The sequence below is a fragment of the Rhodococcus sp. ACT016 genome, from assembly GCF_050477185.1.
Lineage (GTDB): Bacteria > Actinomycetota > Actinomycetes > Mycobacteriales > Mycobacteriaceae > Prescottella.
The window spans coordinates 3,663,825-3,688,286 of sequence record NZ_JBEAET010000001.1; the positions used below are offsets into that span (position 1 = coordinate 3,663,825).

General features: G+C 68.4%; 28 protein-coding genes. 13 read left to right on the forward strand and 15 right to left on the reverse strand.

What is annotated here, in order from left to right:
* Nucleotides 1–35 precede the first annotated feature (35 nt).
* The 3 genes from ACQ5DX_RS16875 to ACQ5DX_RS16885 form a co-directional block, all read right to left on the reverse strand.
* Entirely contained in the window at nucleotides 36–1,013 is a 978-nt protein-coding gene (locus ACQ5DX_RS16875; RefSeq protein WP_430333679.1) for an anti-sigma-D factor RsdA, read from the reverse strand.
* Nucleotides 1,006–1,584: a sigma-70 family RNA polymerase sigma factor gene (locus ACQ5DX_RS16880; protein ID WP_430333680.1), complete on the reverse strand. Its 579-nt coding sequence runs from the start codon at nucleotides 1,582–1,584 to the stop codon at nucleotides 1,006–1,008. The genes ACQ5DX_RS16875 and ACQ5DX_RS16880 overlap by 8 nt, the downstream gene beginning before the upstream one ends.
* A gap of 129 nt (nucleotides 1,585–1,713) precedes the next feature.
* Nucleotides 1,714–2,517, reverse strand: a complete 804-nt coding sequence (locus tag ACQ5DX_RS16885) for a hypothetical protein (protein WP_430333681.1) — start codon at nucleotides 2,515–2,517, stop codon at nucleotides 1,714–1,716.
* 508 nt (nucleotides 2,518–3,025) lie between these two features.
* On the opposite strand from ACQ5DX_RS16885, the gene ACQ5DX_RS16890 reads away from it, so the two are divergent.
* Complete coding sequence (locus ACQ5DX_RS16890) at nucleotides 3,026–3,316, forward strand: WhiB family transcriptional regulator (RefSeq protein WP_430333682.1); 291 nt, start codon at nucleotides 3,026–3,028, stop codon at nucleotides 3,314–3,316.
* 75 nt (nucleotides 3,317–3,391) lie between these two features.
* Here ACQ5DX_RS16890 and groL read toward each other — a convergent pair whose 3' ends face one another.
* From groL to ACQ5DX_RS16915, 5 genes are all read right to left on the reverse strand, one after another.
* Nucleotides 3,392–5,005 carry a chaperonin GroEL gene (groL, locus tag ACQ5DX_RS16895; protein WP_430333683.1) on the reverse strand — a complete coding sequence of 538 codons (1,614 nt, stop codon included), beginning with the start codon at nucleotides 5,003–5,005 and terminating at the stop codon, nucleotides 3,392–3,394.
* Between the two features lie 89 nt (nucleotides 5,006–5,094).
* Entirely contained in the window at nucleotides 5,095–5,397 is a 303-nt protein-coding gene (gene groES / locus ACQ5DX_RS16900) for a co-chaperone GroES (RefSeq protein ID WP_005518479.1), read from the reverse strand.
* Between the two features lie 193 nt (nucleotides 5,398–5,590).
* Nucleotides 5,591–6,889 carry an MFS transporter gene (locus ACQ5DX_RS16905; RefSeq protein WP_430333684.1) on the reverse strand — a complete coding sequence of 433 codons (1,299 nt, stop codon included), beginning with the start codon at nucleotides 6,887–6,889 and terminating at the stop codon, nucleotides 5,591–5,593.
* 218 nt (nucleotides 6,890–7,107) lie between these two features.
* Nucleotides 7,108–7,542 (reverse strand): hotdog fold thioesterase, encoded by a 435-nt coding sequence (locus ACQ5DX_RS16910; RefSeq protein WP_430333685.1) that lies wholly within the window; start codon nucleotides 7,540–7,542, stop codon nucleotides 7,108–7,110.
* On the reverse strand, nucleotides 7,539–8,510 hold the full coding sequence (locus ACQ5DX_RS16915; protein ID WP_430333686.1) for a zinc-binding dehydrogenase: 972 nt from the start codon (nucleotides 8,508–8,510) through the stop codon (nucleotides 7,539–7,541). Before ACQ5DX_RS16915 ends, ACQ5DX_RS16910 begins: the two co-directional genes overlap by 4 nt.
* A gap of 248 nt (nucleotides 8,511–8,758) precedes the next feature.
* Between ACQ5DX_RS16915 and ACQ5DX_RS16920 the strand changes: the two genes are divergently transcribed.
* The 10 genes from ACQ5DX_RS16920 (at nucleotide 8,759) to ACQ5DX_RS16965 (ending at nucleotide 18,046) form a co-directional block, all read left to right on the forward strand.
* Nucleotides 8,759–10,096 (forward strand): aromatic ring-hydroxylating dioxygenase subunit alpha, encoded by a 1,338-nt coding sequence (locus ACQ5DX_RS16920; protein ID WP_430333687.1) that lies wholly within the window; start codon nucleotides 8,759–8,761, stop codon nucleotides 10,094–10,096.
* Nucleotides 10,093–10,443, forward strand: a complete 351-nt coding sequence (locus ACQ5DX_RS16925) for a bifunctional 3-phenylpropionate/cinnamic acid dioxygenase ferredoxin subunit (protein ID WP_430333688.1) — start codon at nucleotides 10,093–10,095, stop codon at nucleotides 10,441–10,443. Before ACQ5DX_RS16920 ends, ACQ5DX_RS16925 begins: the two co-directional genes overlap by 4 nt.
* A gap of 7 nt (nucleotides 10,444–10,450) precedes the next feature.
* Nucleotides 10,451–11,689, forward strand: a complete 1,239-nt coding sequence (locus ACQ5DX_RS16930) for an NAD(P)/FAD-dependent oxidoreductase (protein ID WP_430333689.1) — start codon at nucleotides 10,451–10,453, stop codon at nucleotides 11,687–11,689.
* Nucleotides 11,690–11,696: 7 nt separating this feature from the next.
* The gene (locus ACQ5DX_RS16935; RefSeq protein ID WP_430333690.1) at nucleotides 11,697–12,263 is read left to right on the forward strand and encodes an aromatic-ring-hydroxylating dioxygenase subunit beta; all 567 of its coding nucleotides are present in this window, start codon (nucleotides 11,697–11,699) and stop codon (nucleotides 12,261–12,263) included.
* A gap of 45 nt (nucleotides 12,264–12,308) precedes the next feature.
* Complete coding sequence (locus tag ACQ5DX_RS16940) at nucleotides 12,309–13,190, forward strand: alpha/beta fold hydrolase (protein ID WP_430333691.1); 882 nt, start codon at nucleotides 12,309–12,311, stop codon at nucleotides 13,188–13,190.
* Nucleotides 13,187–14,023, forward strand: a complete 837-nt coding sequence (gene hcaB, locus ACQ5DX_RS16945; protein WP_430333692.1) for a 3-(cis-5,6-dihydroxycyclohexa-1,3-dien-1-yl)propanoate dehydrogenase — start codon at nucleotides 13,187–13,189, stop codon at nucleotides 14,021–14,023. The genes ACQ5DX_RS16940 and hcaB overlap by 4 nt, the downstream gene beginning before the upstream one ends.
* Complete coding sequence (locus tag ACQ5DX_RS16950; protein WP_430333693.1) at nucleotides 14,020–15,621, forward strand: acyl-CoA synthetase; 1,602 nt, start codon at nucleotides 14,020–14,022, stop codon at nucleotides 15,619–15,621. Before hcaB ends, ACQ5DX_RS16950 begins: the two co-directional genes overlap by 4 nt.
* Nucleotides 15,618–16,016 (forward strand): hypothetical protein, encoded by a 399-nt coding sequence (locus ACQ5DX_RS16955; protein ID WP_430333694.1) that lies wholly within the window; start codon nucleotides 15,618–15,620, stop codon nucleotides 16,014–16,016. Before ACQ5DX_RS16950 ends, ACQ5DX_RS16955 begins: the two co-directional genes overlap by 4 nt.
* Nucleotides 16,017–16,170: 154 nt before the next feature.
* Nucleotides 16,171–17,001: a class I SAM-dependent methyltransferase gene (locus ACQ5DX_RS16960; RefSeq protein ID WP_430333695.1), complete on the forward strand. Its 831-nt coding sequence runs from the start codon at nucleotides 16,171–16,173 to the stop codon at nucleotides 16,999–17,001.
* Nucleotides 17,002–17,038: 37 nt separating this feature from the next.
* Nucleotides 17,039–18,046 (forward strand): endonuclease/exonuclease/phosphatase family protein, encoded by a 1,008-nt coding sequence (locus tag ACQ5DX_RS16965; RefSeq protein WP_430333696.1) that lies wholly within the window; start codon nucleotides 17,039–17,041, stop codon nucleotides 18,044–18,046.
* On the opposite strand, the gene ACQ5DX_RS16970 is transcribed toward ACQ5DX_RS16965, so the two are convergent.
* The 7 genes from ACQ5DX_RS16970 to ACQ5DX_RS17000 all read right to left on the reverse strand — a co-directional run bounded on the left by ACQ5DX_RS16970 (nucleotide 18,016) and on the right by ACQ5DX_RS17000 (nucleotide 22,743).
* Nucleotides 18,016–18,522, reverse strand: coding sequence for an HNH endonuclease signature motif containing protein (locus tag ACQ5DX_RS16970; RefSeq protein ID WP_430333697.1), 507 nt, complete (start codon nucleotides 18,520–18,522; stop codon nucleotides 18,016–18,018). The two genes, ACQ5DX_RS16965 and ACQ5DX_RS16970, sit on opposite strands and share 31 nt — an antisense overlap.
* 294 nt (nucleotides 18,523–18,816) lie before the next feature.
* Nucleotides 18,817–19,017 (reverse strand): hypothetical protein, encoded by a 201-nt coding sequence (locus ACQ5DX_RS16975; RefSeq protein ID WP_430333698.1) that lies wholly within the window; start codon nucleotides 19,015–19,017, stop codon nucleotides 18,817–18,819.
* Nucleotides 19,018–19,356: a DUF222 domain-containing protein gene (locus ACQ5DX_RS16980; protein ID WP_430335715.1), complete on the reverse strand. Its 339-nt coding sequence runs from the start codon at nucleotides 19,354–19,356 to the stop codon at nucleotides 19,018–19,020.
* Between the two features lie 139 nt (nucleotides 19,357–19,495).
* Entirely contained in the window at nucleotides 19,496–19,846 is a 351-nt protein-coding gene (locus ACQ5DX_RS16985) for a hypothetical protein (protein ID WP_430333699.1), read from the reverse strand.
* Nucleotides 19,847–19,990: 144 nt separating this feature from the next.
* The gene (locus ACQ5DX_RS16990; RefSeq protein ID WP_430333700.1) at nucleotides 19,991–20,809 is read right to left on the reverse strand and encodes an alpha/beta fold hydrolase; all 819 of its coding nucleotides are present in this window, start codon (nucleotides 20,807–20,809) and stop codon (nucleotides 19,991–19,993) included.
* Between the two features lie 129 nt (nucleotides 20,810–20,938).
* Nucleotides 20,939–21,871 carry a 3-carboxyethylcatechol 2,3-dioxygenase gene (locus tag ACQ5DX_RS16995; RefSeq protein WP_430333701.1) on the reverse strand — a complete coding sequence of 311 codons (933 nt, stop codon included), beginning with the start codon at nucleotides 21,869–21,871 and terminating at the stop codon, nucleotides 20,939–20,941.
* Between the two features lie 65 nt (nucleotides 21,872–21,936).
* Complete coding sequence (locus tag ACQ5DX_RS17000; protein ID WP_430333702.1) at nucleotides 21,937–22,743, reverse strand: IclR family transcriptional regulator; 807 nt, start codon at nucleotides 22,741–22,743, stop codon at nucleotides 21,937–21,939.
* A 198-nt stretch (nucleotides 22,744–22,941) separates the two neighbouring features.
* Here ACQ5DX_RS17000 and ACQ5DX_RS17005 point away from each other — a divergent pair, with 198 nt between their 5' ends.
* A complete protein-coding gene (locus ACQ5DX_RS17005) occupies nucleotides 22,942–23,538 on the forward strand; it encodes a helix-turn-helix domain-containing protein (RefSeq protein ID WP_430333703.1) in 597 nt (198 codons plus the stop codon).
* Nucleotides 23,539–23,651: 113 nt separating this feature from the next.
* Nucleotides 23,652–24,449, forward strand: coding sequence for an IclR family transcriptional regulator (locus tag ACQ5DX_RS17010; protein WP_430333704.1), 798 nt, complete (start codon nucleotides 23,652–23,654; stop codon nucleotides 24,447–24,449).
* The last annotated feature ends 13 nt before the right edge of the window (nucleotides 24,450–24,462 follow it).

Consider the following 24,462-nt stretch of genomic DNA (forward strand, 5'->3'; position numbering starts at 1 on the left):
TGGTCATTTTCGCGTAGTGGTGCGTGCCGCCGGTGTCAGCCGGTCGGCGACGGCGACGTGCCGCCCGCGGATCCGCTCGTCGCCCGCGTGGTCGACGTCGCGGGAGACGACGTCGGGGTGGTGGTCGGTGTCGCGGTCGCCGGCGAGGACGACACGGGAGGCTGCGACGGGGTCGCGGTCGCCGACGCGGACGACTCCGGCGCGGTGGGGGTGCCCGGGATGGTCGACGGCGACTCCGGGTTCTGCGTCGTGCCCGCGCCTCCCGACATCGGCGAGGCGGTTTGCGAGCCCAGCACCGACGAGGACTCCGCGGCGGCCGTCGACTCCGACGGCGTCGCCGTCGGCGGGGCGGTCGGCGGGGGCGGCGGCGTGGCCTTCTCCAGTTGTGTCAAGAGCCGGTCTCGCCACCCGTTCAGTTCGTTGCGGGTGCTCGCCTCGTTGACGTCGCTCGCGCGAGCGCCGGCGGAATCGAGCTTGGCCTTGGCACCGGCCGTGTCACCGGAGGCGATGAGCCGCTCGGCGTCCTGCAGGTTCGAGGTTGTGTCGATCTTCGCGACGGTCGAGGCGGCACGCTCGGTGAAGACGACCTGCTTGACGCCCCACAACGGATCGCCGGGTTCGGCGTTGTACGAGAAGATCGTCATCCCGCCCATCGCAATCGCGACGACCGCTGCCGCGGCTGCGATCGGACGGAGCAGGCGAAGTTGGCTGCGACCAGATCGGGTGCGCGTGGAGAGGGATCCTTGCGCCTCGAGCTCACGGTGGACGCGCTCGACGATGTCGTCGAGGTCCGGCTCGGCGGGCATCGGCTGCGCGAGGATCTCGGTGCGCCAGTTGGAGAGCAGCGCAGCGACCTGGTATTCCTCGGGACTGTCGGTCGCAACGGGATCGCCTCCCGCGATCGCGTCGATCAGCGCGTCGTCGCGACGCACCGCCGAGACGTCGACCGGATTGCCGTTCCCGGCGAGATCAGCGTAGGGATCGCCCGGCTCGCCATTGTGTCCCCTAGCCATGTCTCTCACCTGCTCTCGTCACTTCCTTCTTCAACTTCGCGATGGCTCGGTGCTGAGCCACGCGCACTGCACCGGCGGTACTTCCTACCGCCGCCGCCGTCTCCTCCGCCGACAGGCCGACGACGAGCCGCAGAACGAGGATCTCGCGATGCTTCTCGGGAAGCGTTTCCAGCAGCGCGTTCACCTGTCGGCTCGTCTCCGAACTCAGCGCCCGGTCTTCGGGACCGTCTTCGGAGGAAACGACATCTGGTACTTCAGCAACTGGATCGGATTTGTTACGCGCCGCGTTTCGGTGCGCGTCGGCAACCTTGTGAGCGGCGATGCCGTAGACGAACGCCATGAAGGGACGGCCCTGGTCCTGGTAGCGCGGCAGCGCGGTCATGACGGCCAGGCACACCTCCTGCGCAACGTCGTCCGGGGACAGATTGCCCCGCTCCGCGGCCCCGACCCGCGCCCGGCAGTAGCGCACGACAAGCGGGCGAATTGTCTGCAAGACCTGGGACAGAGCGCTCCGGTCGCCCTGTGCCGCAGCGGCGACGACGGAGTTCAACTCCTCACCCGTGTTAGACATCGTCAGAGCGAATCCTGGCGTTACAGTGGCACGTCCCCCCAGCCGGGTGTGCTTCCGTCTCACGACGGAACGTCTGTAAGAGTAACGACACAGTCCGACCGGACAGTACAACGTTCCGATATCCGACGGTCATTTCGCGAAGTTCCCGCCCCGGCGCCCGATTTCAGCTGCGCATTCGTCCCGGACGGCTCGCGCGGCGGTGCTGGGCCGGACACCGTCGACGAGCATCGCAGCGGCCCACCGCAACGGCACGAGTCCGTGGGCGGCGCTGTCGGCCTCCACCCGTTCGGCGGTCTCGAGCGCCAGGTCCGACGTCGGTCGGCCGGTGGCGGCGGCCGCGAACAGCAGTGCCGACTTGACGCGGTGCCGGACGGACGGACCGTCGGCGGATCGGTCGACGGCCGCCTGCGCATGCGTCGTCGCCGTCGCGAAATCACCGGACGCCAGCGCGATCTCCGCGGCGACCCAGTGCAGTCGCACGTGCTGACGCCACAGCCCGTCCGCGTCCCCGCGGTCGTCGAGGTAGGCAGCGCACCGCTCCAGCAGTCGGTGCCCCAGGGCCAGCCGACCGCAGCCGAGGGCGTCGGCCGCGAGCCCGGTGAGCGCGTCGCATCGCGCTTCGTGCCACAACCCCGCATCCGACGGGTTGCCCACGGGGGTCGTCCCGACCAGAGCCAGGGCAGTGCCGTCGTACCCGGCAGCCAGGGCGTGGGAGCCCAGTTGCCGAAGCAGCGACGCCTGCGTGCTGGCCGCGAGCGACACGATCGCCGGCGACGCGGTCGACCGCCGTACCACCTCGAGTTCGGCGCGGGCTCGGGCATAACGCCCCTGACCACCGAGCGCCACGGCACGCAGCCACCGTCCGAAGGGATCGCCGGGCGCCGGCAGCGGGTTTCGCCCGGGGTCCGGGCCGAACGCAACGTCACGAAGCATCCGGTGATCATCTCACCGTGGCCTGCGGGACATTCGAACCGACCGACTCGATACGGGAGAGGAACTATCGGATTTGTCGGATTTCTCCAACTGGACGACCGTTTAAATTCTGCACCACATCCCGATCAGCGGAAACTCGCGCAGTTTGCTTCAATTTTGAAGAATATGTGGCCAACCGGTTAACGAGAACCGTCGGACAATACTCCCGAGTAACAAAATCGGACATCGGCTCCGGACGATCGTCCAGGTAAGGCGCGCATCGACCTGCGCCGACGTCACCAGCCTGCGTAGGGACTACGCAATCACACCAGCATGACGATGTAAATGACCAGCTCGTTAATTCTTCGCGCGGGAGATATGTAAACCGCCACTCGACGAAAGTATTGACGTGATTTCGTATACCCCTTTACGGTTGCCTGTGCGTGACCGATTTCATTGGTCCCGTCATCCACGGGGGGTGGCGGGCCGCTCGCAGCTTCATCGCGAGCCTGCTGACAGAGGAGTACTGATGCCTGTTCCTAATCACCTTCCCGGCCCGAATGCCGACATCTGGGACTGGCAGATGCGAGGGCTGTGTCGTGGCGTCGATTCCTCCGTGTTCTTCCACCCGGACGGCGAGCGTGGCCGTGCCCGGGCCCAGAGGGAGAACCGCGCCAAGGAGATGTGCCGGCGTTGCCCGGTGCTGACCCAGTGCCGCAACCACGCCCTGGCGGTGTCCGAGCCGTACGGGATCTGGGGAGGGATGTCGGAGGCCGAGCGGGAGATGCTGACCAGGCAGTCTCGCCGGCGAATCGCATAAGGGGATAGCCCGAAACACGAAGACCCCCGGACGAATTCGTCCGGGGGTCTTCGCTGTCAGCGGAGTCTGAGGAGATCAGTGAGCGTGGCCGTGGCCGTGATCCGCTGCTTCCTCGGTGGGCTTCTCGACGACGGCGCTCTCCGTGGTGAGCACCATGCGCGCGACAGAGGCCGCGTTGACGACGGCGGACCGCGTCACCTTGACCGGGTCGACGACGCCCTCGGCGACGAGGTCGCCGTAGGTGAGGGTCGCGGCGTTGAAGCCGTGGCCCTTGGGCGCCTCGGAGACCTTGCTGACCACGACGGCACCGTCGAGACCGGCGTTGGTGGCGATCCAGTACAGCGGAGCCTCGAGCGCGGTACGCACGACCTCGACACCGGTCGCCTCGTCGCCGGAGAGCGACGCGGCGAGGTCGGTGAGGGCCAGACCGGCCTGCACGATGGCGGAACCGCCACCGGGGACGATGCCCTCCTCGACCGCAGCCTTGGCAGCGTTGACCGCGTCCTCGACACGGAACTTGCGCTCCTTGAGGTCGGTCTCGGTGGCCGCGCCGACCTTGATGACGGCGACGCCGCCGGCCAGCTTCGCCAGGCGCTCCTCGAGCTTCTCGCGGTCCCAGTCGGAGTCGGTGTTCTCGATCTCACGCTTGAGCTGGCCGACCCGGGCCTCGATGTCGGCCTCGGTGCCGGCGCCGTCGACGATCGTGGTCTCGTCCTTGGTGACGACGACACGACGTGCGCTACCCAGCAGATCCAGGCCCGCATCCTTGAGCGTGACGCCCATGTCCGCCGTGATGACGGTGCCCGCGGTGACGACGGCCAGGTCCTCGAGGAACGCCTTGCGACGGTCACCGAAGAACGGAGCCTTGACGGCAACGGCCTTGAGCGTCTTGCGGATCGAGTTCACGACGAGCGTCGACAGCGACTCGCCCTCGATGTCCTCGGCGATGATCAGGACCGGCTTGCCGGATTCGGCGATCTTCTCGAGCAGCGGCAGGAACTCGGGCAGCGAGCTGATCTTCTCGCGGTAGAGGAGGACGAGCGCGTCCTCCAGGATCGCCTGCTGCGCATCGATGTCGGTGATGAAGTAGGGCGACAGGAAGCCCTTGTCGAACTGGACGCCCTCGGTGACGACGAGCTCGGTGTGCAGGGTCGAGGACTCCTCGACCGTCACGACACCGTCGACGCCGACGCGGGTCATGGCCTCGCCGACCATCTCGCCGATCTCCTCGTCGCGGGACGAGACGGTGGCGACCTGCGCAATGGCGTTCTTGTCCTCGACCGGCGTGGCGGCGGCGATCAGGGCATCGGAGACCGCATCGGCGGCCTTCGCGATACCGACGCCGAGCGCGATCGGATTGGCGCCTGCCGCAACATTCTTCAGACCGGCCTTGACGAGCGCCTGGGCGAGAACAGTGGCAGTGGTGGTGCCGTCACCGGCGACATCGTTGGTCTTGGTGGCGACGCTCTTGACGAGCTGCGCGCCGAGGTTCTCGAACGGATCCTCGAGCTCGATCTCGCGGGCGATGCTCACACCGTCGTTGGTGACGGTGGGGCCGCCGAAGGCCTTGGCCAGCACGACATGCCGACCGCGCGGGCCGATGGTGACCTTGACGGCGTCGGCGAGCTGGTCTACGCCGCGCTCGAGCGCACGCCGGGCCTTCTCGTTGAACTCAATTTGCTTGGACATTGATTCAGCTTCTCCTGGCTCAGGGTTTCATCCCGAAACGCACTCCGCCCCGGGTCCGATGCGGAACTCCGGGGCGGGAGGCGTGAGGCTTACTTGGCGACGACAGCCAGCACGTCGCGAGCCGACAGGATCAGGTACTCCTGGCCGGCGTACTTGATCTCGGTTCCGCCGTACTTGCTGTAGATGACGGTGTCGCCTTCCTGGACGTCCAGCGGGATGCGCTTCTCGCCGTCCTCGTCCCAGCGGCCGGGGCCAACGGCGACGACGGTGCCCTCCTGGGGCTTCTCCTTCGCCGTGTCGGGGATGACCAGGCCGGAGGCAGTCGTCGTCTCGGCCTCGTTGGCCTGGACGAGGATCTTGTCCTCAAGCGGCTTGATGTTCACGCTCGCCACGATGAGCCCTCCACTTTCAGGGGTTCGTTGGGTCCGAGGCTGTTCCTCGGACCACGATCAGTTCAGTCACCACGGTGACTCCTCACGGGCCCCGTCGTCGCGGGTGCCGGGACTCGCTCAGCGTCGACTAGCACTCTATACATGAGAGTGCCAGCACTCAAGGGCGGCGTGCGCTCGCGTCCGCTGCGCTCGCCTACTCGAGCACCTTGCCCTTCGTCTCGGGCATCGTCGCGACGATCGCGCCCGAAACCACGGCACACACCGCGAGGTAGACGAAGAAGTACCGACCGAGCCCGGCGGCCATGAGCGAAGTCATCAGCAGAGGTGCGGTGCCGCCGAACAGCGCGACGGTGACGTTGTACCAGGTGCCGATGCCGATTCCGCGCAGCTTGGTCGGGAACATCTCGGCCATCGTGCACGGCACGATCGAGGTGTTGATGGTGAACACCGCAAGGCCGATCACGAAGAGCACGACCATGTTTGCCAGACCCGGACCGATCAGGAACGACGCCGGAACGGTGAACACCGCCATGAAGGCGCAGTAGACCAGCAGCTGCGGTTTGCGCCCGAACCGGTCCGAGAACGCACCGGCGGGGTACTGCAGCGCGATGAAGAACAACGTGCCGATCGACAGCGCCACGAAGACGTCGGACGGGTCGGCGCCCTGGCCCTTGACGGCGTACGGGGTGATCGCCGAGTAGAAGGTGTAGTACGCCAGGCACGGCATCATGATGAAGCCGATGAGGTGGACGACGGCGCGCGGATGGTTGCGCAGCGTCGTACGCAGCGGGTGACGCACCTGGACCGCCTCGGCCTGCGCCTTCTTCGACATCTCGGTCTCGTCGAGGTTGCGGCGCAGCCAGAGCGCGAGCAGACCCAGGAGAGCACCGATCACGAACGGGACGCGCCAGCCCCACGTGTTCAACTGCTCGTCGGTGAGCAACTTGGTTGCGGCGACGCCGAGCAGGGACGCGAGCAGGACCGCGACACCGGTCGACATGTAGTACACCGACGAGTACCGCCCGCGACGGTCCGGCGGGGCGATCTCGGCCAGGTACGACGACGCGCTCGACGTCTCGCCGCCCATCGAGATGCCCTGGAAGACACGGGCAGCGAGCAGCAGGACCGGGGCGAGCCAGCCGACCTGTTCGTAGGTGGGCAACATCGCGAACACGAGCGACCCGCCGGCCATGAGGGCCACGGTCACGACCAGACCCACCTTGCGCCCGCGCATGTCGGAGATCCGGCCGATCAGGATGCCGCCGAGCGGCCGGAAGAAGAAGGCGAGCGCGTACGTCGCGAACGTGCTCATGAGCGCGAGTGCCTGATTGCCGGGCGGGAAGATCTGCGTCGCGAAGTAGATCGAGAAGGTGGCGTATACCGTCCAGTCGAACCACTCGATCGCGTTGCCGAGACCGGCAGCGAACAGGGCCCTGACCGGCATGCGGTGTGTACCGGAGACCTCCGCGTGCAATGGAGCAATTGCCGTCATTGAGAACGCCTTTCATGGATGCCGCCCGTGCGGATCGCAGGGGCGAAGGTGTGACCACGACCACGTCGGCGGAAATCCTCGCCGTGACCCGCGCCACAGGCGAGGATGCGTGCCGTCAGGCGGAACACCGGACATTTCCGACAGCACACGCACGCCGTCCCGAAAGACGAAAGTGGCGCCGGAGCGAATGCTCCGGCGCCACTTCCAGGTAACGGATGTCAGTACTGGGAAGGCATCTCCAGCACCGCCATGGTGCAACGGGACACGCACACCAGCTTGCCCTCGTCGTTCACGATCTTGATCTCCCACACGTGAGTCTTGCGGCCCAACGCGAGCGGCGACGCCTCGCCGTGGACCCACCCCGAACTCACCGGGCGCACGTGGTTGGCGTTGATTTCCATACCCACGCAGTGGAACCGGCTGCGATCGACGGCGAAGATGGATGCCCAGCTCGCGAGCGTCTCGGCCAGCGCGACCGACGCACCGCCGTGCAGTACGCCGGCGGGCTGCTTGGTCCGCTCGTCGACCGGCATCCGGCCCTTCAGCGAGTTCTCGGTCATCTCGGTGATCTCGATGCCGAGGTTGCGATTGAGGGTGTCGGCCCCCTTCTCGTTGGCGATCTCGATGGTGGGATCGCCGATCCAGATGCTCATGAGACCTTCACCACGACCTTTCCGTTGACGTCACCGTCGATCATGGCCTGGAACCCGGCATGGATGTCCTGCAACGGGATCACCCGGTCGATCCTGGGCCGCAGGCCGGTGGCCTCCATCATGCGCAGCATCGCCACCAGCTCGGCGCGGGTACAACCCGTCGACCCGAGGATGCGCTGCTGCAGGTAGAAGATGCGGGTCAGGTCCGCGGGCGGGTTCGATCCGGACGTCGCGCCGGCGATCACGATCGTGCCGCCCGGACGCAGCGCGCGCATCGAGTGCCCCCACGTCGCCTCGCCGACGGTCTCGATGACCACGTCGACCTTCTCGGGCAGCCGGGCCCCGGCCTCGACCGCCGTGTGCGCACCGAGCTCGAGCGCGCTCGCGCGCTTGTCGGCGCTGCGGCTCGCGGCGTACACCTTGGCGCCCGCCGCGGCTGCCAGGCTGATCGCAGCGGTCGCGACGCCGCCGCCCGCCCCCTGCACCAGGACACGATCGCCGGCCTTGATCTGTGCCTGTGTGAACAGCATCCGGTACGCGGTGGTCCATGCGACGGGCAGGCACGCGGCCTCGTCGAACGACAGCCACGCCGGCTTGGGGATCAGGTTGCGCTTCGGCACCACCAGGTACTCGGCGAACGAACCGTCGTGCTGTTCCGACAGCAGCGCCCGGTTCGGGTCGAGCGTCTCGTCGCCCATGCCTCCGTCGGCGTCGGCGATCACCGGGTAGATGATCACCTCGTTGCCGTCCTCGTCGACGCCGGCGGCGTCGCAGCCGAGGATCATCGGGATCCGGTCGGCCGGGTGACCGACGCCGCGCAGGGTCCACACGTCGTGCATGTTGAGCGCGGACGAGCGCACCGCGACCTTGGCCCAGCCGTCGGGAACGACCGGTTCGGGCACCTCGCGAAGCTCGAGTCCGCTCAGCGGATCGGCGGCGTTCTGGGCGACGGCGACGGCTGCGAGCATGGGTTCTCCTGTGCTGTCGGACACAACCACCGGGTGCAGCAGCTGTGAAATACGTGTTCGGGTAGCCATGTTCGACGCGACATCTCTCCTCGCGCGAGGGCGCGTTCCGTACCTCGGCACGACCGCTGGCCCCGGAAGTCGCCGGGACGGTCTCCTGTTACCCAGACCCAGCCGACAGCCCGCCCACCGCGGTGTCGGCTTGCGGGCCCGCCCGACGTCACCGTCCGCTAGATCAAGGGAGACGACACATGTGTACCTCCGATGGAGGAAGCCCGATCACGGGCTCGATCCAGAGGCCGGCCGCCCTCACCCGGTTCGTCGACGTGTCGACGATGGTGGACAGCGAGAACGGCTATGTCGATCGCGCGGTCTTCACCGACCACGCCATCTACCAGCAGGAGCTGCGCCGCATCTTCGCGCCCAGCTGGCTGTTCCTGGGCCACATCTCCCAGATCTCGAAGCCGGGCGAGTTCCTCACCACCTACATGGGTGAGGACCCGGTCATCGTGACGATGGGCAAGGACCGCAAGATCCGCGCGTTCCTCAACTCGTGCCGCCACCGCGGCGCCCGCGTGTGCCGCGCCGACTTCGGTGCCACCAAGAACTTCACCTGCACCTACCACGGCTGGAGCTTCGACACCGCCGGACAGCTGGTGAGTGTCCCCAACGAGGCGGGCTACCCGGATTCCTTCGACAAGAAGGACTGGGGCCTGGTCGAGGTCGCCCAGCTCGACACCTACCACGGGCTGATCTTTGCGACCTGGAATCCCGCCGCGCCGTCGCTGAAGGAAGCACTCGGCGGCATGGCCTACTACATGGACGCGATGCTCGATCGCGATCCCGAGGGCACGGTCGCCGTCGGCGGCATCCACAAGTGGGTGCTCGACGGCAACTGGAAGCTGGCTGCCGAACAATTCGCCACCGACTGGTACCACGTCAACATGTCGCACGCGTCGGCGCTGATGGTGCTCTCCCCCACCGGCCGCGGGCCCAAGCCGGAGATCGCCAACACCCCCGGCCGTCAGTTCTCCGATCCGCTCGGTCACGGCGCCGGCTTCCCGACCCACCCGCGCAGCCGCTTCGACGCGCAGCCGGTGCACGAGTTCTACGACTACGACGCCCTGCGTGAACGCCTCGGCGACGAGCGCGTCGAGGGCCCACTGACCACCGGTCACGCCACCGTCTTCCCGAACTTCTCGTACCTGCCGGTCAACGGCAGCATCCGCGTCTGGCACCCCAAGGGACCGGACAAGATGGAGGTCTGGGCGTGGACGATCGTCGACAAGTCGATGCCCGAGGACGTGCGTGAGGCCCAGCGTCTCTACAACCTGCGCACCTTCGGTCCCAGCGGCATCTTCGAGCAGGACGACGGAGAGAACTGGAGCGAGTGCCAGTCCATCGCAGGCGGTTTCATCACCAACAGTGTGCCGCTCAACTACCAGATGGGCCTGGGCAGCGAGCGCGAGGACGGCGTCTACCCCGGCAAGACGACCGAGCTGTACAGCGACGCCGCCGGCCGCGGTTTCTACCGGCGCTGGGCAGAACTGATGAACACACCGGCATGGCACGAAAAGGGCGCGAAGTGAGCGAGACCACCACCAAGATCAAGGTCGGCGCAGTCGGCGACATCGAGGACGGCGAGGCGCTGGTCGTCGACGCCGAGCAGACCGGCACGGGCGAGCCGATCGCGGTCTTCCACGACGACGGCGAGTACTTCGCGCTCAACGACCGCTGCAGCCACGGAGAGGCGTCCCTGGCGGACGGCTGGATCGAGGGCGGTCAGGTCGAGTGCCCGCTGCACTCGGGCAAGTTCTGCCTGCGCACCGGCGCGGTGCTCTCGATGCCGGCGACCGAGGACGTCGCTGCGCACAAGGTCGAGGTCGAGGGCGACGAGATCTGGCTGTACCCCGGCCAGTCCGCCGCCGCGGAGTGACGCGTCCATGAGCACACTCGAGCGCACTCCCGAACACATCGTCGTGGTCGGCGGCGGGCTGGCCGGCGTCAGCGCCGCCGGCGAGCTGCGGGTCCGCGGCTTCGAGGGCACGATCACCCTCGTGGACGGCGGACCCGCACCGTACGACCGCCCGCCGCTGTCGAAGGCGTTCATGTTCGGCACCGCCGACGAGTCCGATCTCGCCCTGGCGAAGCCGGATTGGTATGCCACGCAGCGGATCACGCTGCGCACCGGGGTTCCGGTGACGGCGCTGAAGCCGGACGAGGGCGTCGTCGAACTCGCCGACGGCTCGCGCCTGGACGCGAACGTCACGATCCTGACCACCGGCGCCGGCGCCCGACCGCTGCCGGTTCCGGGCGGCGACCTGCCGCAGGTGCACCTGCTCCGCACGATCGACGACGCCCACGCGCTCAAGGCCCGGCTGGTGCCGGGTGCGCGCCTGGTGGTCGTCGGGGCGGGTCTGATCGGCGCCGAGACCGCTTCGGCCGCACTGCAACTCGGCGCGACGGTGACGATCGTCGATCCGCTCGATCCGCCGATCGTGCCCGCGGTCGGTCCCGAGATGGCGCGGTACCTGCACGACCAGCACGCCGAGCACGGCATCGCGGTGCACACGGCCGGTGTCACGGAGATCCGTGAGAGCGGCGCCGCCGCGACCGTCGTGCTGACGACCGGCGCGGAACTGCCTGCCGACGTGGTGCTGGTGGGTATCGGCTCGATCCCGTCGACCGAACTGGCGGAGACCGCCGGCCTCGACGTCGACGGCGGCATCCTGGTCGACGAGAACCTGCGCACCAGCCACCCGGCGGTGTACGCGGCCGGTGACGTCGCGCGTCGACGCGACACCGACGGCACGCTGCACCGCCGCGAAGAGCACTGGGAGGCCGCACAACTGAGCGGACGCGCGGTCGCTGCTCGCGTGCTGGGGCAGGAACCCGAACCCGAGTGCGCTGGCTGGTTCTGGTCCGACCGGCACGGCATCCACGTGCAGGGCGTCGGATCGATGACCGCCGAGGGCGAGACCGTGATCCGGCCTGCTTCCGACGATCCCGCCCGCCCGCAGATGGCATTCCGCGTCCGGGGCAACGCCCTGGTCGGCGCCGCGTTCATCGACGCCGGCCCGGCCGTGCGGGCCGCGCGCATCATCATCGACCGCGCTCTTCCCGTCGATCCGGCCGCCCTGGCCGACCCGACCGTGAACCTGCGCAAGCTCGCCAAAGGATGAGTGACTCATGGCAACCGACACCACCTCGGCCGGCTCCGCCCAGCGGGCCCTCGCCGACGCCGACACCCACTTCCGGGTGCAGCAGCTGTACTTCCACGAAGCGGAACTGATCGACGACGGCCGATTCACCGACTGGCTCGACCTGCTCGCGGAGGATCTGCACTACTGGGCCCCCACCCGGACCAACCGGCTGCGGCGCCAGCAGTCACTCGCCGTCGCGGCGTGCGGCGAGGCCGCCTTCTACGACGAGACCCGCGCGAGCCTGGCGTGGCGCATCCGGCGCTTCGACTCCGGCATGGCGTGGGCGGAGGATCCGCCGTCGCGCACCCGGCACCTGGTGAGCAACGTCGTCGTGCGGCACGCCGACGAGGACGAGCGCGAGATCGGCCAGTGGTACGCCCGATCGAACTTCATCGTCTACCGCAATCGGCTCGAGCGTGAGGTCGACATCTACTCCGGCGGTCGCGAGGACATCCTCCGCGAGACCCCCGACGGCAACCTGGTGGTCGCCCGCCGCAAGATCCTGCTCGACCAGAACGTGCTGCTGGCCAAGAACATCAGCACCTTCTTCTGATCGCCCCAGCCACCGACTCTTCCCAGACACAGGAGCGCGTGAACAGTGACAACGAATGCAGCGGCGGAGACTGCCCTGACCACCCGCGAGGTCGAGACCTCGCTCGGCACCATCAAGGTGAGCGAGGCCGGCAGCGGCCCCGTCCTGGTGATGCTGCACGGCGGCGGTCCGGGCGCGTCGGCGATCGCCAACTACAGCCAGAACCTGCCGGCCCTGACGCCGCACTTCCGCGTCGTGCTGCCGGACCAGCCGGGCTTCGGCGGCAGCTACCGCCCCACGGAGGAGGACCTCCAGGAGCGCAGCATCACGCAGATCACCGTCGACGCGCTGATCCAGACGCTGGATGCGATGGGCATCGAGGAGTTCCACCTGATGGGCAACAGCCTCGGTGGCGCCGCCGCGATCGCGCTCGCGCTGGCGATCCCGCAGCGGGTCACGCGGCTGGTGCTGATGGCGCCGGGTGGCGGCTGGCTGCCGTTCGGTCCGACGCCGACCGAGGGCCAGAAGGCGATGTTCCGCTACTACAACGGTGGCGGCCCGACCGTGAAGAAGATGAAGGACTTCGTCCGCACCATGGTCGCCGATCCCAAGCAGTTCGACGACGCGAACATCCAGGCCCGCTACGAGGCGTCGCTGGACGAGAGCCACATCGAGTTCTACCACCGCTACAACGCCGCGTTCGCGCGCCGGCACGGCATGGATCCGCTGTGGCGTGACGCCCACAAGATCAAGGCTCCGACGCTGCTGCTGTGGGGCACCGACGACCGCACCATCACGTTCGAGGGCTCGCAGTTGATGCTCAAGCAGATCCCGAACGTGCAGCTGCACGCGTTCAGCAGGTGCGGCCACTGGGTGCAGGTCGAGCGTCAGAAGGAGTTCGAGCGCCTCGTCACCGACTTCCTGGCCGAGTGTTCGGAGGATCAGTGACCGGCTGGCTCGAGGGCAACGTCGCCCTCATCACCGGCGGCGGCTCCGGACTGGGCCGGGCCGTCGCCGAGCGGTTCCTCGACGAGGGTGCGTCGGTGGTCGTCGCCGACCGCGACCCGGCGAAGCTGACCGAGCTGGTGGAGGCGGCCGGTGACCGCGCCGACCGGGTCCACACGGTGGAGGCGGACGTCCGTTCCACCGCCGACCAGCATCGCGCGGTCTCCGAGGCCGTCTCGCGCTTCGGTAAACTCGACACCCTGGTGCCCAATGCCGGCATCTGGGACTACCAGCGTTCCATCACCCGGCTCGACGGTGAGTCGTTGTCGGCGGCGTTCGACGAACTGTTCGCCATCAACGTCAAGGGCTATCTGCTGGCCGTCGAGGCCGCGTGGCGGGAGCTGGTCAAGACCCGCGGCAGTGTCGTGATGACGTTGTCGAACTCGGCCTTCTACCCGAACGGAGGCGGTCCGCTGTACACCGCGAGCAAGCACGCCTGCCGCGGACTGGTGCTCGAACTGGCCTACGAGCTGGCTCCGAAGGTTCGCGTCAACGGTGTCGCGGCCGGCGGCATGCGCACCGACCTGCGCGGCCCGGAGTCGATGGGGCTGGCCGACCGTTCGATCGAGGCTTCGTTCGCGCGCAGCACCGCTACGGGTGACAACCCGCTGCTGCCGTTGCACGACGCGAGTGTCGACCCTGCCGACTTCACGGCGCCGTACGTGCTGCTGGCCTCGTCGGCCAACAGTTCCAACATCACCGGTGCGATCATTCCCGTCGACGGCGGTATCGCCGCGCGCGGGTTCCGCACCGCAGCGGGCGGAGACGATCTGTGAGCACCGAGAAGACCCCTGTGAACATCAGCCCCGCCCGTGCACTGCAGTCGCTCGGGCGGCTGCACGGCGCCAACACGGCGCTGATGTACGAGGGCCACACGATCGACTACCGCACGCTCACCGAGCGCGTGCACGCGATGGCCCTCGCCCTGCACGCGTCGGGCGTCCGCAAGGGTGATCGGGTGGCCTACCTCGGCCTCAACAGCCCGACCTTCCTCGTGACGTACCTGGCGTCGGCGTGGGTGGGCGCGGTGTTCGTGCCGATCAACTTCCGTCTCGCCGCTGCCGAGATCGCCTACCAGCTGGGCGATTTCGGACCGCGTGTTCTGATCGTCGAGCCCGGTCACATGCCCGTGGTGGACGAGATCGATCCGTCCGTCCTGCCGGCGCGGATGTTCGCGGTCGACAACGACGACGCGGTGCCGCTGGCGGGTGAGCCCGCCGAGCTGTGGGAGCGTCTGACGGCGGCGCTCGCGCGCGGGGCAGACCAGGGGGTCGAGCTGACGCCGATCCCCCGCTTCGCGGACGATCTGGCCGCGCTGATGTACACGTCGGGCACCACCGGGCGCCCCAAGGGCGTCATGCTCACGCACGGCAACATCTGGTGGAACTCGTTCAACGTGGACTCGGTGGTCGACACCAGCCGCCGCGACATCAACCTGGCGGTGGCCCCGCTGTTCCACATCGGGTGCCTCAACTCGTTCACGCTGCGCAGCCTCGCGCGCGGCGGGGCGACGCTGGTGCGTCGCACGTTCGACCCGGCCCGCACGCTCGCGGACCTGGTTGAGTACAAGGTCAACACCATCTTCGCGGTGCCGGCGATGTTCTCCGCGATCGCCCAGTTGCCGGAGTTCGCAAACGCGGATCTGTCGCAGCTGCGCTCGGCCATCGTCGCGGGCGCGCCCGTGCCGCCGAGCCTGGTCAAGGACTACGGCCACCACGGCGTCGCGCTGCAGCAGGCGTGGGGCCTGACCGAGACCGCGCCGTTCGCAACGTCGCTGCCGCCCGAGCGCACGCTCGAGCGGGCGTCGTCGGCGGGCCTGCCGATGCCGTTCACCGAGATCAAGATCGTCGATCCGGTGACCGGTGCGACGCTCACCGAGCCCAACGCGGCCGGTGAGATCTGCGTGCGCGGTCCGAACGTCACCCCCGGGTACTGGGCCAACCAGCAGGCCACCGACGCCGCGTTCGACGCCGAGAACTGGTTCCACTCGGGCGATCTGGGCTGCCTCGACGAGGAGGGTTTCCTCTACATCGTCGACCGCATCAAGGACATGATCATCTCGGGCGGCGAGAACATCTACCCGGCCGAGGTCGAGCGGGTGCTCGTCGAGTTCCCGGGTGTCACGGACGCGGCCGTCGTCGGCGCACCGGATCCCAAGTGGGGCGAGATCGTCGTCGCAGTCCTGGTCGTCTCGACCGAGGCCGATCCGACGCTCGAGGAGATCCGCGAGTTCACCGGCGAGCGCCTCGCCCGGTACAAGCTGCCCAAGGAGATCCTGGTTCTGGATTCGTTGCCGCGCAACGGTTCCGGAAAGCTCGACAAGGTCTCACTGCGCAAGCTCGCGGCCGCCGGCCACGGTTCGCTGAGCCGATGACCACGCCGGGCTGGCTGCTGGCGTACACCGTCGACGACGGTGGAACTCCCCGCGAGGTCCGCGCACGGTTCGCCGTGCGCGGGCCCCTGGGGTACGCCTATCCCGCCGGAATCGCCGATCTGGAACTCGATGCCGAGGGCCTGCGCGACGCCGGCGCGCTGCGTGCCCTCGGGGAACGGATCCTGCGGGAGAACCCGGCGTGCCGGCGGATCGTGCTGCCCGTCCCGGCGGGTGACCTGGACGCGATCGGCCTCGGCGAGGACGCCGGCTTCCGGTACGTCGTCGACGTGGACGTCCCCGGGGAGCCGGGTGCGATCGCGGAGCTCGCACTCCTGGTCATGGAGCCGGGCTGGGTCGCGGACGCCCCGACCGCAGTGAACGACCTCCCCCTCTGAGCGGGCCAGCCCGAAGGGTGGTCGGATTCGTCAGAATCCGGCTGCCCTTCAGTCATTTTCGACCCCCGCTGCGGCGCGCCTCCCCCACCTGGGACCGCTGGTCTGGTACTTGGTTGAGGTGAATACACCTGTTACGCCGAGCCCATCGGCCCTCATGTCAGCCGCCGCCCGAGCCGCGCACGCGATCGTGGACTCGCCCCCGCATCTGATCGTCGACGAGACCGCGCGACGGGTCTGCGCAGCCGCCGGCAGCCCGTCACCGCTCGACTTCCACCTCGCCCACCCCGCCGAACCGGTGCTCGCCGCGGCCCGGGTCTCGGCCGCCACCCGCAGTGCGTACACCGGCCGCGCCCTTCACACGTCCGGTATTCGTCAGTACGTCGTCCTGGGCACCGGCCTCGACACGTCCGCACTGCATGCACCGGACGGCTGCGACGTCTGGCATGCCGACCTTCCCGGCGTGCTCTCCTGGCGCGCGGCGCTCTTGGAGACTGCTGGTGTTCCCGAGCGGGGTGTGCCGGTGCCGGCCGATCTCGCAGTGAGCGACCCGGTTCCCGAGCTCGTGCGTGCGGGGCTGCGCCCGGATGAGTCGGTGTTCGTGTCGTGGCTCGGGGTGTCGATGTACCTCGACGCCGAGGCCGTGCGGCGGACGTTCGCGTCGCTGGGTGCACTCGCACCGGGGTCGGAGTTGGTGTTCGACCACATCGTGCCGCCGGCCGATCGGGACGACGCCGGCGCCGAGTACGCACGGGCGGTGGGTGCGGCGGTCGGCGCACAGGGCGAGCCGTGGCGGTGTACGCCCGCACTCGCCGAACTCGGGTCCTGGCTGGAGGGGGCCGGGTGGTCCGTCGTCCAGTCGATCGCCGAGCCTGATTCGGTTCCCGCAGGCTTCTGGGACCGGTCGGATGCGTTGCGCCCGATGAAGCTGGTCCAGTTCACGCACGCCCGCCTCTCGACAGCCGACGGGACCGGGCGAAACGGATAAACTGCGGCGTCTCGATCGACGACGTAGGGGGGATCCGATGAGGGGCTCGATCGCTGTTCGCCGGGCGGCGACGGTTGTCGGTGGTGCCGGGATCGCGTGCGGCCTGGCCGCGCTCGTCGCGTTCCGTTCGGGAGCTTCCACCAATGTCGTCATCGTGGCCGCGTCGCTGGCTCCGTTGCTGTTGGTGGTGACGATCGTCGGTGCGGTCGTCACCGCCGCGGCCCGGCAGTGGATTCTGCTCGGGATTTCCGCACTGGTACTGGCGTTGGGTGCGTGGGCGTTCGGACCGTTGTGGGTCGGGGGCGCATCGGGCGGTGGCCCCGATCCGCAGGGTCCGTCGATCCGGGTGATGCAGTCGAACATCATGGTTGGCTCCGCGGATCCGGAGGCGCTGGTGCGGACGGTGCGCGATGAGGCCGTCGACGTGCTCACCATCCAGGAGCTGACGGAGCCGTCGGTGGCGGCGCTGCGGGCGGCAGGGCTCGAGGATGCCCTGCCGCACACCTATCTGGCACCGCACGTGACGGGTGGTGGCGGCGCAGGGATCTACAGCCGACTGCCACTGTCGGCGGGGCGCCGGGTGGACGGGATGGCGCTGGCGAATCTCGCCGTCGAGGTCGATGCCGGGCTCGCCGGGCCGGTTGCACTGTACGACGTTCATCCGGTGCCCGCCTACATCGCACCGGCGGCCGACTGGACCGCGGACTTCGAGCGGTTGCGGGACGAAATGGATTCGGCGGCAGCCGCACACGAGAACGTGATCGTCAGCGGCGACTTCAACGCCACCTACGCGCACCGCAAGTTCCGTGACCTGCGGCGTGGCGGGTATGTCGACGCGGCGGACCAATTGGGCGCCGGCGTCGTGCCGACGTACCCGACCGACAAGCGCTATCCGGCTGTCGTCGGGATCGACCACATCCTCACCAAAGGCGCGCGGGCCACGTCGCTCGAGCGCATCGACGTCGTCGGCTCCGACCACCACGGGCTGATCGCGGACGTACGGCTCGGCAATTCTCAGACCGGCGGCGGCTCGACGTCGCGGTGAGCGACCGCAGTCCGTCCAGCGCGTCGACGGCGCGGGAGCCGCGGCACCAGCCAGTTCTCGGGGTCGCGCGCGAACGCGCCTCCGGGCAGGGTGACCGCCCTGGTGCCGTACCGGCTCGTCCACACCACGGTTCCGCCGCCGAGCATCGTGGCGCGGCAACGGCCCATCGTTTTCAGGTTGTGGTGAAACTGGCACAGGCACTGCAGATTCGCCGCGATGGTCCAGCCTCCGGCAAACGGCCGACGATGATCGAACGGAACGACGTGGTCGAGTTGGCAGCGCGGCGCGGGCACGGAACAGCCCGGGAATCGGCAGTGCCCGTCCCGTGTGCGCACCATCGTCGCGGTGGGGGCGTCCGGCCGCCGTCGCTGGACCGGCCGGGGCGCCGGATTGTCGGGCCGATCGAAGTCGGAATCGGTAGCGAGGCCCCGCTCCTCGTCGGAGACCAGCCCGAGTTCGGTTGCCAGATCGACCATCTCGGTGAGCATTGGCCTGCCAGGTCGCGTCCTCGGCCAACAACTGTGCGAGCTTCGGATCGATCGGACCGTGCCCGTCCAGGTGCGCCGGCGAGGCGGTCAGCCCGAGCAGCGTCGCGATGTCGACGGGGATCTGCACGAGCGGCTTCCGGCGTGACGGCATCGACGCCACACCTGCTTGGGGCAGTCCGCCTTCTCACACGTGCACGGCAGTGCTGATTCGCCGTGCATCAGTGCCATGAACGCATCGACGAACAATGCCTGACGGCCGCGTCGGTCCTTGCCGCAGACGGTCTAGGCCATTTCGCAGACGAGTTGCCACGCAGCCTGCCCCTGCTCGGCGGTGACCACCGCCGTGAATTCCGACAGGGGCCCTGCAGGGCGAACCTTGACACGGCACTCGGCGTCGGCGAGTTCCCGGTCGGAGTCGGCCTCGTCGGGACTGGCCCGGATGATCAGTTCCCTGATCTCGCGGCCGAGCGCTGTGGGCGCCAATCACTTTGCCGATTCGACGATTTCGGCTTCGAGTAGCGCGACTGTGGCCGGGAGAAGCCTGGCGGTCTCCCGATGGATCCGCCAGGCTCGGGCATAGTCGAGTTCGCCGGCCAGGAACGCAGCTCGGGTGCGCGGGAGACGGAGCCGGAGATCGACTCCGAGGTCGCAGAAATGGGAGGCCATGGTGTGCGAGCACCCGAGCCGAACCGACACCTCCGCGATGGCCTCGCTGCCGCAGTCGCGAATGTCGCCACCCCGCAATGCGACATCACGTTCCAGCGCGGAGAGTGTCAGCTCCCCCGCCAAGAGCACCTTGCGCGCCGCATGCATGTTCTCGATCCGCGCGCCCGCTCGGACAACTCGACGAACCGCACCGCGTCACGCGCGACATCCTCCGCCGCCAGTTCTCCGACCCCACCCCTGGTATCGAACATGATTTCGATACTACTGCCGCCCACCGACAAAACGACGGCGCTCGTCAGCGCCCGCGGGTACCCCCGAACCTCCGGCGGCGAACGATGACACCGGCCGCCACCATCGCTCCGACCAGAACCACACCGGCGACCGCCAGGATCGGCGTAGCGCGAACGGTGGTCCCCGCGGTCCGTGTCCCGATCACGGCCACGGGCGCAGACTCTTCGGGCGGATGCGGTGCGCCGTAGACCTGCTCCGTCACGGCGCGAATGTCGAACGGCGACCCGGTATAGGGACCGCAGGAATAGCCTTCCCAGGCCGCATCGACGTCGTACGGCCTCGACACGAAGAGCAGGTACTCTTTGCCGACCTCGTACCCGGTCCCGCAACCGTTTCCGTTCGCGAGCGTGCCCACCGTCGTCGTGGAACCGACGTCGCCTGCGAATACTTCCGAGACGTCGAACTCGTAGATGTCGGTGTATCCGTCGGAGACCTTGTCTGTCGCACGGGCAACGAAGACTCCGGATGCGGTGGAGACCGCTTCTTCCGGCGTCTCGCGTCACGCGACATCGTCGCGTCCCACCACCCGCTCGAGATGGGTGCGCAGCGCGCGTGACACGACGTCCGGGTCCTCGAGCATCGGGATGTGTCCGACACCGGGAAGGACGATTTCCCCGACCTCGCCGGACAGTTCGTCGAAGAAGCGCTGGATGCAGGTGTCCCGCGCCAGGAAAGTGTCGAACTCGCCCAGGATCAGCGACGTCGGCGTCGTGACCCGGTCGAGTCCGGTCAGCGGGCCGTCCCGGAGGAAGGCGAGCAGGATCGGCAGATACACGGTGCAGTGCGACACGGCGCGAACGACATTCGTCGCGTCGTCGGGATCGACGGCCGTGACGTCGTGGCTGCAGTTCGCGATCACGGGGCGCTGGAAGAACCTGCCGGCGGCAGCGCGGTCCCCGATCACGCGGGCGAGGGCCATGAGCGGAAACTGCGCGACGAACCCGAACCCGGTGCGGAACTCGGTGCGGGAGTATCGCTTCCACCCGCCACCAGGATTCACCCCGGCAACGGACCGGGCACGGCCCCGACGCGCCAGTTCGAACGCCACCTGACCACCCAGCGAGTTCCCGGCGACATGGCAGGTGTCCCAACCGATCGCGTCGAGTTCCCGTTCGATGCCGTCGGCGATCCCCGCGATCCCCAGATCACGCCACCGCAGACGCGCTCCGCCCCAGTGTCCGGGCATCGTGAGCGCCAGGACGTCGTAGTCGGCTGAAAGATCGTCCACCACGCGGTGCCACACGTGGTGCGAGAGCGTGAAACCGTGGAGCAGCAGCACCGGTTCGCCGGATCCCGCCCGCCGAGCAGAGGTCACCATGGCATCTCCTCCCCGTGAAGCCTGGTGATTCATGGGTAGCACCGCATGCCGTCGGTGTCCAGAGCCCCGCGAAACGACGCGAGGCCGGGCTCCCTTGTGGGGAACCCGGCCTCGCCGAGAGTTTTCCGGTTACTTCGCCGTGGTCACCGCGAAGCCCGCGACCCACTCGGGGATGGGCCGGTAGTAGCGCGAGTGCAGTTCGTACGAGCCGGATGCCGCGAGCGCCGCGTACGCCGCGATCCATGTGCGCACCTCGTGCGACGAGCCGCCGCCCTGCTCCTCGAAGAACTCGTTGGTCCAGCCGTCGAACCGCTCGAGGTCACCGGACGCGACGATGTCGAGCACGTCGTTGTCCCACTCGGGGTTCAGAGGCTTGCGCGTGGACGTGCCTGCGGCCAAGTCGATTCCGGACTGGACGACGCGCTGTTCACCGCGGGCCCGCTGCTCGGGGGTGGGCGGGTTGCCGAGAATCAGCGCCTCCGCGACGCGCGGCGGTGCGCCCGCGAGGATCGGCACCGGCGGGTCGTGCGACAGACCGCCGGACGCCAGGAACAGCACGCGCTTGTCGAGCAGCGACGCGGCTTCGCCGAGCGCCTTGCCGAACTGGCGGATGCGGCGCACCGGGCCGAGCGGCGCGGCCACACCGTTGACGAACACCGGCACGACCGGGACCGACTGGATGCCGCCGAACAGCATCTCCAGCGGCTGCACGAAGCCGTGGTCGACCACCATGCGGGCCGAGATCGTCAGATCGATGTCACGTTCGAGGACACCCTCGGCGATCCGGTTGGCCGACTCGGCGTCGACGAGGATCTCGCCCTCGGCAGATCCGAAGTCGCCCACCGCGATCGCACCCGTCGCGATCGCGAACGGAGGCATCTTCTCGTAGAAGAATCCGTTGTAGTGGTCGGGCGCGAACAGCACCACGAGCTCGGGATCGAACTCCTCGATGAACTTCCGCGCCCCGGCGACGGCGTGATCGACCTCGTCGAGCACCTGCTGAGCCGGGTCGTTGAGCCCGATCAGCGGTGAGTGGGACAGCGCAACCAGCGCGACTGGCATGGACGGCTCCTTCGGCCTGAATCAGATTCCGGGACAGGGTCTTCCCGGACGTTGTGGTGTCGGCTCTACGACGCGAGCGCAACCTGCGACGCGGACAGCGCACGCGACGCCGCCAGGCACACCCGGCGCAGTGCGGGCTCCGCGCTCGCGGGTGAGTACCGCGACGCCTGACCCGAGACGGAGAACGCGGCGATCGGCCGCGACCCCGCGCCGGTGACGACGCCGCCGACACACACGAGACCCTCGCGAGTCTCCTCACGGTCGAAGGCGACACCGGCCCGACGCACCTGGGACAGCTCGCCGCGCAGTCGGCCGATATCGGTGATCGTGCGTTCGGTCCTGGCCACCAGCTCGGGCCCGATCAGGCGCTCCGCGTCCTGGGCCGAGTACGCGAGCAACGCCTTGCCCACCGCGGTGCAGTGCGCCGGCGCGCGTCCACCGACCCGGGAGGGCGACGAGACGGACCGGTGACCGTAGAGCTTGTTGATGTAGAGGATGTCCGCCCCGTGCAGCACCGCGAGATGGACGGTCTGGCGAGTGGCCTCGTACAGGTCGGCCAGGAACGGCGTCAGGACGTCGCGGACGACGGAGTGCTGCGGCGCGTACACCCGGCCGCCGAGATTGTGGAGCTCGGCGCCGAGACGGTAGTCGCTGCCGACACGCTCGACGGCGTGGTTGCGCTCGAGCATGCCCAGAATGCGGAAGGCCGTCGACTTGCTCAGCCCGGACCGCCGGGCGAGTTCGCTCACGCCGACGCCGGAATGCGCGTCCTGGCCGAAGCTGGTGAGCAGGCTCATCGCCTTGTCCACGGCCGCGCGACCGTCCCGTCCCGAGCTCGGCTGCGACAGATCGGTCAGCTCCTGCACATCCATGACCCCTACCACTTCACTCTGCGAAACGGACATCTCCGGCGCGACCAGGCGCCGCGACCGAGTCTGCCCACCTGGCGTTTGCATGTCAAGATTGACGATGTTGATATTAAAAGTGACACCCTGTCCAGCTCGGCTTTAATCGTGTGGAGCATTCAGCGCATTGAGCGGCGCCGGACACCCAGATCGAGAGGAGGGTCCGTGGACAGCAACGGGCTGATCGCACGCAATGTGCAGCGATTCCGCAACGAACGTCAGATGAGCATGGGCGACCTCGCCAAGCGCGCGAACCTGTCGAAGCAGACCCTCTCGAAGATCGAGCAGGGTGTCGGCAATCCCACAGTCGAGACCATCGACGCGATCGCCGAGGCGCTCGACGTCCCACTTCGGCGGCTCGTCACCGAGTGGGGAACCCGGGTGTTCGTGGTCCGCACAGGTGAGGGGTCGTGGGTCGACCGGGTGGGCAACGGTTCCACCAAGGTCCTCGACCAGATCTACGGCTCCGGCTACGTGCGCACCAGCCTGACCCGACTCCGCAACGCCGGAACCGACGACGTCGACGCCCTGGTCCGCGCACCCGACTCGGCCGGGACGCTCATCCACGCCTATGTCATCGCCGGCCGGGTCCGCACCGGGCCGGCGAACGAACTGACCGACCTGGCGACCGGCGACTTCGTGCAGTTCCCGAGCGACGTGCCGTGGGTGCTCACGTCGCTCACCGCCGAAGCCACCGTCCACGTCGTCACGACGATGCCGCAGGTTCCGCAGTTCGGACCACTGAGCGACGAGAGCGCTTGAGTCGCGCGTCCGACGCGATCCCACCGAATCCCACCGCACCGATGTAGAACCGATCGGCCCGCCTGGAGCAGTATCTGGGTACGAACGGGACGAGAGTCGGAAGGCGGTTCCACATGGCAGGCACCCCCCGCGAAGCCGGTCGGAGCACCACGTCGCGGGTGCTCGCGATCCTCGAGGTGTTCGGGGACGATCCCGGGCCGATCACGTTGAGTGACATCGCGACCCGAACGGGCATGCCGCTGACGACCGTCCACCGCCTGGTCGGCGAACTCGAGCAGTGGGGCGCACTGCTGCGCGTACCGGACGGCAGGTACCAGGTCGGCATCCGACTGTGGGAGATCGGACAGAACGCCGGCGTCCGCCTCCGCGACATCGTCCACCCGCCGCTGCAGGACCTGTTCGACCTCACACACGAGACCGTCCACTTCGTCGTCCGACGCGGCACCGAGGTGATCTACGTCGATCGCATCTACGGAAGCCGACGCGTCCCCCGCCTCGCGCGAGTCGGCAGCCGCCTACCGCTGCATCCGACAGCGGTCGGGAAAGTACTTCTGGCATACCAGGATCCATGGTTCCGCGAGTCGTACCTCGCCAACTCCCTGGAACGTCACTCCCGATTCACCATCACCGAACCGGCACGCCTGGCGCGCGAACTCGACTCCATCCGCGAACAGGGCTACGCCAAGACCCAGGAGGAGATGGCGCTCGGATCGTGCTCGGTCGCGATCCCGGTCCGTGCACCGAACGACGAGGTCGTCGCCGCGATCGGCGCAGTGCTCCCGAGTAACCGTTCGACGGACATGGCCCGGTACCTGCCACCCCTGCGTGGCACCGGAGCCCGTCTCGAGAAGGTGTTCAAGGCGCTGCCGCAGCCCGTCGAACAGGCAATACGCAGCTTCTGGCTGGGCTGATTCCGTTCATCGG